This is a genomic window from Acinetobacter bereziniae LMG 1003 = CIP 70.12, from assembly GCF_000368925.1.
Lineage (GTDB): Bacteria > Pseudomonadota > Gammaproteobacteria > Pseudomonadales > Moraxellaceae > Acinetobacter > Acinetobacter bereziniae.
This window is the reverse complement of sequence record NZ_KB849756.1, coordinates 1,246,387-1,254,279: the sequence shown is the minus strand read 5'-3', so window position 1 is coordinate 1,254,279 and position 7,893 is coordinate 1,246,387. Positions and strand designations below refer to the sequence as shown.

Genomic DNA, 7,893 nt, shown 5'->3' with positions numbered 1-7,893 from the left:
TGATCAGCTACCCCAACAAAACAAGGTGGCTTAACTAGAGCGGAATATCACTTATAAATACGCTTTTAGTTGTTCAAACAAGTGGGACCACCTCTCTCTTTTGACAAGCTCAGCCAAGAAATTGAAATTGATTTAGTGCGTCATTCATCTCCAAGTCCGGCAATGCGATGGCTAAATACACTAAAAATAGGCGCAAAGGTGGCATTGACTGGACCTCGTGTACATACCAACCCAAATTTTGAAACAAGCAAAAAATGTTATATTTTTGCTGATGACACGGGTATTCCTGCTGTATATGCAATGTTGCATCAATGGCCAGAACATGTTCAAGCTGAGATATTTTTGGACACTCACGAAGCTGAACTCTTAAGTGAATTACCTGATATTAAGGGCGTCAATTATCATCTCATTAATCAAACTGGGCTTAAGCAGAATGTTCAAAATCAAGGTTTATTTGAACAGGTGCAACAACTTGAATGTATTGATGAGATGACAATTTGGGCAGCCTGTGAACGTCAGCAAGCTCGCCAAATCCGAGAGTTCTGTCTAAAACAACTCAAAATGGCAAAAGAAGATGTACGTGTATTTGGTTATTGGAAAGCAGGTGTGAGCAGTAGCGTTATCGATGAAGCTCGATTGGAACATTATTCAAAGCTGGTTCAACAAGGGCAGGGTTTAACTGAGTTTGACGATCTTGATGTAAAGATATGATGTAAATGAAATCATGATAGGTTGATGTAGACATGCTATTGCTGCTACCTTCAATCCATCGTGATTTCTTCACAGTTTTGATGCTAAGAAAATTTAACAATTCGTGTGATATGAAATATACATGGAGAAATTATAGATAGCGTTATTTTATATTCAGCATGTGTAATGCGCCGATAATTAATGCTTGCATACTTTGGATGAATTCTGCTTCCATTTCCGCTTCTTCCATTTCTCGATGATCAGCCTTAATCGGGTCTTTGCCTGCCACAGAGTAAATGGTGTCAGCGACAGCAATGCAATGAAAAGCAATTGTTGCATTTAACCACCGTGCCTGTTCTTGAGTAAGTTGATAGGTTTCAGCAACAGCCTGATGATGGTGCTGTATTTTAGTCACCATGGATGGTGTTGATGCCATCCTACGAATTAAATAAGGGGTAAAACCTGGATTTGATTTGACCAATTCACGCAGTGAATGCATAAAAATAATGAGATATTCTTTTAATTCTATTTGATCAGGAGATTTTGGTAGGGGAATCTGCCATCTCAGAAAAATTTCTTCTGCAATTAGATATTTAAGCTCTTCCAGACTGGCAATATGTTTATATAAAGCCATATGGCTAATACCCAACGCAGCGGCAACACCTACAAAAGTAATATTCAATAAACCTATCTCTATACCAGCATTCATGATGCGCTCATGGGTGATTGTACGTGGTCGTCCGCGAGATGATGATTTGGCTAAAGGAGGCATAATTATTCCATACAATTGATTTTTTCATGTTGCCATGTGACGAGAAGTGGGTCAAATCCGTTTACTTTATTTAATTAGTTTACTACAATGCAACTAAATCTATTGATATTGATTCTCATTTTTATTTATAAATAGATTTACTGTCATTTTCTCAACAACATCAGAACTTGGCGGAACGGGAATAATCAAAACAGGTTTTTTATGTTATGTGTGCAAGTGATGTAAATGAAATTCAGCCTAGATCTATTAATCCTCTCAGCTTTGTTCTGAAACCCATACGGCTCCATTTATTTTTAGCTTCGTTGATTGCTGCTTTGGGTTCAATGCTGACTTTAGTGCCACTCATCGGCATTGCCTATTTCGTCAAAGTTTTGTTTCTTGGTCACAGTACCATGGAGATGTTTAACGTCGATTTATCTGATGCCTTATGGATATTGTTAGGCTGTTCGGGAAGTTTATTGTTGGGGATGCTATTGATCACCCTCAGTGAATTCATTGCACATTTAGCAGACCATAAAATCACTGGGATATTACAAAAAGATATTACTCAGCATCTTACTCAACTGCCTTTAGGATGGTTTACACAACGAAGTTCTGGGGAAGTAAAACAAATTATTCAAGATGATATGGGGCAGCTTCATAGTTTGACTGCGCATTTTTATCCAGCTGTTGGACGAGCGCTAGGTATTATTATTATTGCTGTTATCTTTCTATTTTATATCGATTGGCGAATGGCAGTTCTGTCACTGCTCCCATTCGTAGGTTTTGTGTTTTTTTTGCGCAAAGCCATGCATGCAAGTGAGCAGAATATCCAAGATTTTGCTGTTCAAATGGGGCAGATTAATAGTGCTGCTGTTGAATTTACCCGTGCAATTCCGATCGTAAAAACTTTCGCCCAAAGTGGACAAGCTTCGGTGGGGTATCAGCAGGCTGTTCGTACTTTTGCACACGCATTTAAAGTGTTTACTCGCCCGTTGGTTAAATCTATGGCGCATGCACATGCCATGATTTCACCGATCACGATATTGGGTGTGGTCATGTTGAGTGGCGCAATTTTCATATATCTAGGGTGGTTAAATCCCATCGATTTATTGGCTTTTGTCTTGATTGCTCCGGCAATCTGTGCCCCCGTTTTATTATTGCATACCCTATTGCATGATTTGCAAGCTAGCGATGCTGCAGCACAACGAATATTGGCATTGTTAGAAAAACCGATATTAAAGGTCTCTCCAACAACACAATCACTTGTACTCGAAGATCAGACAGTCTGTTTTCATCAGGTGAGCTATGCCTATGATCAAACGCATGAGGTGTTATCTCAACTGGATTTTTCGCTGCAACCTGGAACTTTTACAGCCATCGTGGGTCCATCGGGAGCAGGAAAATCAACCATAGCGCAATTGATCTTACGATTTTTTGACCCAAGCCAAGGTCATATCACATTGGGCGGAGTCGATTTGCGCAATATTCAGCCAAATATGTTGTATCAGCAAATAGGGTTTGTGTTGCAAGACACACAACTGATTCATGCCAGTCTCTATGACAATATTGCTTTAGGACGATCTAATGCAACCCAGCAGGAGGTTGAACAAGCAGCAAAAGCAGCCAATATTCATGATCGTATTATGCGTTTACCCAAACAATACCAAACCATGATCGGTGATGAGATTCAACTTTCTGGTGGTGAACGCCAACGGATCAGTATAGCTAGAGCAATTCTACTTGATCCACCCATTCTTATTCTCGATGAAGCGACAGCAGCAGCGGATATCGAAAATGAAATGGCTATCCAAAATGCACTGTCCAATTTTGTTCAACATCGAACTCTTTTAGTGATCGCACATCGCTTGGAGACCATTATGCATGCAGACCGTATCTTGGTGCTCGATCAAGGGAAAATCATTGAGCAGGGGACGCACACGCAACTTTTAAACCATCAAGGCTTATATGCCCAATTGTGGTCACATCTGGACAAACATACCCAACAATCAACTGGAGAAACCCTATGCTGAAAACATTTTCTCAACTGTTGGGTGACGATGTCTCTATTTTTCATCGTTATCTTGGGATTGCTCTGTTATATGGTCTAATTTGTGGTTTGAGCATTTTGCTACTGGGATTGATTTTGTCACAGTTAATCCTTGGCAATATTCAACAAATTGGACTTTGGTTGAGTCTATTGTTTGCTGGAATTGTGTTGTGTTGGTGCTTACGCCGTGTTGTTGAAGAAATGGGAATCAAGGTTGGAATTGCACTTTTAGAACATGCTCGTTTAAGTCTAGGTCAGCATGTTGCGAGCCTACCTGTCGGTTGGTTTAATCCTCAAAACACAGCAAAATTTAATCATCTGGTGACACAAGGCATGATGTCTGTTGCACAGCTTCCAGCACATGTTTTTACCCCTTTAATTTCTGGGGTGATTACACCATTGGTGATTATTGTCGGTTTACTGTTTATCTATGGCATTTTAGGATTAATTGCGTTGTTGGCAATTCCTTTAATTGTCGTCGTGTTCTGGTTCAGTTCAAGAATTGCAAAATATGCAGATGAAACTTATCAGCAGCGTTTTGCTGAAACCAGTCAGCGTGTTGTGGAGTTTGCACAGGCACAATCTGTTTTTCGTGCTTTTAATGCTGAAGGAAATAGCCAGCGATTTCTTGATCAAGCAATTGATCAACAACGTCAAGCCAGTTTTAAACTGATTTTACTGTCATCGCTATCCTCAGTAATGAATACATGGGCAATTCAAGCTGTTTTTGTCCTGCTAATTTTGGCTATGTTTATGCTCGTGAATCAGCAAATGACAGGGCATTTTCTCAGTCAGGATATGCTAAGTATCGCCATATCGTTGTTATTTATCAGTCGCTTTATTGATGCATTATTAGAAGTCGCAAGTTATAGCGAAGTGTTGCGCAGTGCAGACAGTCAGTTACAGGAAATGCGAGATATTTTAAACATCCAAGTATTCACAGAAGGAAAAAAACCACAACAGCTTGTAGATGCTTCAATTGAGTTTAAAGATGTCGATTTTCAATATACACAAGATGGGCAAAAAATATTACAAGACCTGAGCTTATTTATTCCTTCAGGAACGATGACGGCATTGATCGGGGCATCGGGTTCAGGAAAAACCACGTTGGTCAAATTGATCGCCCGTTTTTTTGATGCCAATCAAGGTCAAGTTTTGATTGGTGGGGTTGATGTTAAACAACTGCCTGATCAACAGCTTAGCCAACAGATCAGTCAAATTTTTCAAGATAATTATTTATTTGCTGGCACGATTGCAGAAAACATTCGAATTGGTCAGCCCAATGCAACAGATGCAGATATTCTAAAAGTTGCTGAAAAAGTGGGGATTTCAGAAATGATTGCTCGTCTACCAGAAGGTCTTGAGACCAAGACAGGTGAGGGGGGCGCTCGACTTTCAGGTGGAGAGCGACAACGCATTGCGATTGCTAGGGCGCTGATTAAAGATGCACCAATTTTATTGGTGGACGAAGCAACTGCTGCCTTGGATGCAGAAAATCAAGCAATTATTGCTGAGGTGTTAAACGATTTACGTGGGGAAAAAACCATATTGGTGATTGCCCATCAGCTTTCAACCATTGCAACAGCCGATCATATTGTCGTATTAGATAATGGACAGATAATTGAACAAGGAACACCTTCACAACTGTGCTTAAGTGGTGGTTATTATGCCAAATATTTAAAACAGAGTCAGAACGTTAAGGGATGGAAAATTAGCAAAAAAATACAGGCTGAGGCAACTTCAAAATGCCTTTAGCTTTATTTTTTGTTTTCTGTGTGCTTTGTATTAGTTCACTTTTGCTTGGTGCACAACAACTTGATTTTAATGGCTTGTTATCCATGTCGAGTGAAGCATGGTTGACTCTGACTGCAAGCCGTATTCCTCGTTTGATTGCCATTATTTTGACTGGTATTGGCTTATCTGTATGTGGTGTGATTTTACAACATATTGTCCGTAACCGTTTCGTCGAACCTGGAACCACGGGTGGTTTAGATGCAGCAAAACTTGGGATATTGGTGTCACTCACGCTTATTCCAGCAGCAAGTACATTGAGTAAAATGCTATTTGCAATGCTTTTCTGTCTGATTGCTAGTTTGCTTTACATTGTGATTATTCGCCAAATTCGCTTTAAGAACACCGTATTAGTCCCTGTGATTGGATTAATGTATGGCGGTATATTGACTGCCCTGGCGGAATTCTATGCCTATCAAAATAATATCATGCAGAGTATGCAAACTTGGCTGATGGGAGATTTTTCTCGTGTAGTCCAAGGGCACTATGAAATTATTTATTTTATTTTACCCATCATCCTACTGACCTATATTTTTGCACATCGTTTCACTGTACTGGGTATGGGTCAAGACATGGCATCAAGCTTGGGGCTAAATTATGCCACGATGACTGCAATCGGCTTATTGCTTGTAGCAGTTACAGTTTCAGCAACAGTGATTACAGTTGGAGCAATTCCATTTGTAGGGTTGGTGATCCCCAATCTGGTGGCTTTGAAGTATGGTGAGAATTTAGCAAAAACTTTACCCATCGTTGCTTTGGCTGGTGCTTCATTACTTCTACTCTGCGATATCGTTGGGCGTTCTGTCCTTTATCCATTTGAAGTTCCTATCGGTCTCACCGCAGGTGGAGCAGGAGGAGTGATCTTCTTGCTCTTGATACTGCGAGGGCTGCGCTAATGAATATAAACAAGCTCGGCACAATGCTATGTGCAACCGTTGCTCTTGCAATTGTTTTTATATTCTTCGGTTCCCACCTTGATATGGATTATGTCATTCCTCAGCGCCTATTTAGACTTGCTGCGATTGTATTGGGCGGAATTTGTGTGGCATGTACCTCTATCATTTTTCAGACTCTTGTGGGCAATCGTGTCTTAACACCCGCCATCATGGGCTATGAAGCGGTTTATTTACTCTGGCAAGCCCTATTGTTATTTATTTTTGGTACTCAAGGGGTGTTATGGCTTGGCATAACTGCTCAGTTTTTTATGGGTATTTTTCTGATGTTGTTCTATTCATGGGCACTTCATCTATTTTTATTATCGCGCATACACAAAGATCTTTTTCAGCTTTTGCTATTTGGTTTGGTCTTTACCATGGTGCTTGGCACTGTCACTCAATTTATTCAATTAAAAATTAGTCCGGGTGAATTTTCAGTTTTTCAAGGATTAAGTTATGCATCATTTAACCGTGTTCAGTCAGAAACCCTGATCTTTGCCGTGATTATGATTGTCTTTGTTTTATGGCGAGTGCTGAATACTTTACCAATTTTGGACGTATTAAGTTTAGGGCGTGAACAAGCAATGTCACTAGGCGTTGATCATCATCACTATGTCAAATTTTATTTGGCTTTGATTGCCGTTTTGGTGGCAGTTTCAACCAGTTTAATTGGTCCTACAGCATTTATGGGCGTGTTTATTGCCAATATCGCTTATGCCATTGCAAAAAGTTATCAGCATAAATTTACTCTAGCGATAGGGTGTCTGGTTGCAGTCGCAATTTTTCTAATCGCTCAAATCCTTGTTGAACATGTATTTAATTATAAAACGACAGTCAGTATTTTGATCAATTTGGTGTGCGGTATTTATTTTCTCATATTGGTGGTCCGTACTCGAGGTGTGACATGATCAGTGTTCGTAATATCTATAAATCCTATGGTATCAAAAATATACTCTCTGAAGTGACCATTGATTTTCCTGAAAAAAAGTTAACTTCCTTGATTGGTCCCAATGGTGCAGGTAAATCGACGCTATTGATGATGATGGCAAATTTGTCTCAGCCAGATCAGGGGGAGATTTTATTCAATACTCAAAATATTCGGGAGATACACCTCGCGGAATATGCCAAGAATGTGGCAACCCTCAGACAGACACCAGGGATGAATTTGCGGATGACCGTGAAAGAGCTGATAGCTTTTGGGCGCTTTCCTTATAGTCGTGGTTCATTGACTTCATATGATCATCACGTGATTGATGAAGCAATCCAATTTCTAGATTTAGATGCTTTGAGTGACAGTTATCTCGATGAACTCAGTGGTGGTCAGCGTCAAATGGCATTTTTGGCAATGACCATTGCACAGCAAACTGAGGTGCTGTTATTGGATGAACCTCTCAATAATCTCGATATGAAACATGCTGTTCATATTATGCAGGCCTTACGTCGATTGTGTGATGAACAGGGGCGAACCGTGATTTTAGTGATTCACGATATCAACTTCGCTGCAAATTATTCAGATCATATTGTCGCCTTGAAAAACAATACGGTTTATTTGAGTGGACCAACTCAAAGGGTGATTACTGCGGCACAGTTAAGTGACCTGTACGAGCTAAATTTTGACATTAGCTATAGTGAGCATGGCTATATGTGTAACTACTTCAACTCATCAGGAGCTTGAA

At 40.0% G+C, this 7,893-nt stretch carries 7 protein-coding genes; 6 read left to right on the top strand and 1 reads right to left on the bottom strand.

All coding sequences use genetic code 11. The features are described from left to right. Nucleotides 1-81 precede the first annotated feature (81 nt). The gene (locus F938_RS15740; RefSeq protein WP_005033308.1) at nucleotides 82-711 is read left to right on the top strand and encodes a siderophore-interacting protein; all 630 of its coding nucleotides are present in this window, start codon (nucleotides 82-84) and stop codon (nucleotides 709-711) included. Nucleotides 712-853: 142 nt separating this feature from the next. On the opposite strand, the gene F938_RS15735 is transcribed toward F938_RS15740, so the two are convergent. Next, entirely contained in the window at nucleotides 854-1,462 is a 609-nt protein-coding gene (locus F938_RS15735) for a TetR/AcrR family transcriptional regulator (RefSeq protein ID WP_005033306.1), read from the bottom strand. Nucleotides 1,463-1,668: 206 nt separating this feature from the next. Between F938_RS15735 and F938_RS15730 the strand changes: the two genes are divergently transcribed. The 5 genes from F938_RS15730 to F938_RS15710 are packed head-to-tail and all read left to right on the top strand — an operon-like array spanning nucleotide 1,669 to nucleotide 7,892. After that, nucleotides 1,669-3,474 carry an ABC transporter ATP-binding protein gene (locus F938_RS15730; protein ID WP_005033304.1) on the top strand — a complete coding sequence of 602 codons (1,806 nt, stop codon included), beginning with the start codon at nucleotides 1,669-1,671 and terminating at the stop codon, nucleotides 3,472-3,474. Further along, on the top strand, nucleotides 3,468-5,246 hold the full coding sequence (locus tag F938_RS15725) for an ABC transporter ATP-binding protein (RefSeq protein WP_005033302.1): 1,779 nt from the start codon (nucleotides 3,468-3,470) through the stop codon (nucleotides 5,244-5,246). The genes F938_RS15730 and F938_RS15725 overlap by 7 nt, the downstream gene beginning before the upstream one ends. Further along, nucleotides 5,237-6,178, top strand: a complete 942-nt coding sequence (locus F938_RS15720) for an ABC transporter permease (protein WP_004829639.1) — start codon at nucleotides 5,237-5,239, stop codon at nucleotides 6,176-6,178. The genes F938_RS15725 and F938_RS15720 overlap by 10 nt, the downstream gene beginning before the upstream one ends. Next, complete coding sequence (locus F938_RS15715; RefSeq protein ID WP_005033300.1) at nucleotides 6,178-7,125, top strand: iron chelate uptake ABC transporter family permease subunit; 948 nt, start codon at nucleotides 6,178-6,180, stop codon at nucleotides 7,123-7,125. Before F938_RS15720 ends, F938_RS15715 begins: the two co-directional genes overlap by 1 nt. Next, nucleotides 7,122-7,892, top strand: a complete 771-nt coding sequence (locus tag F938_RS15710) for an iron ABC transporter ATP-binding protein (protein ID WP_005033297.1) — start codon at nucleotides 7,122-7,124, stop codon at nucleotides 7,890-7,892. Before F938_RS15715 ends, F938_RS15710 begins: the two co-directional genes overlap by 4 nt. Nucleotide 7,893 lies beyond the last annotated feature (1 nt).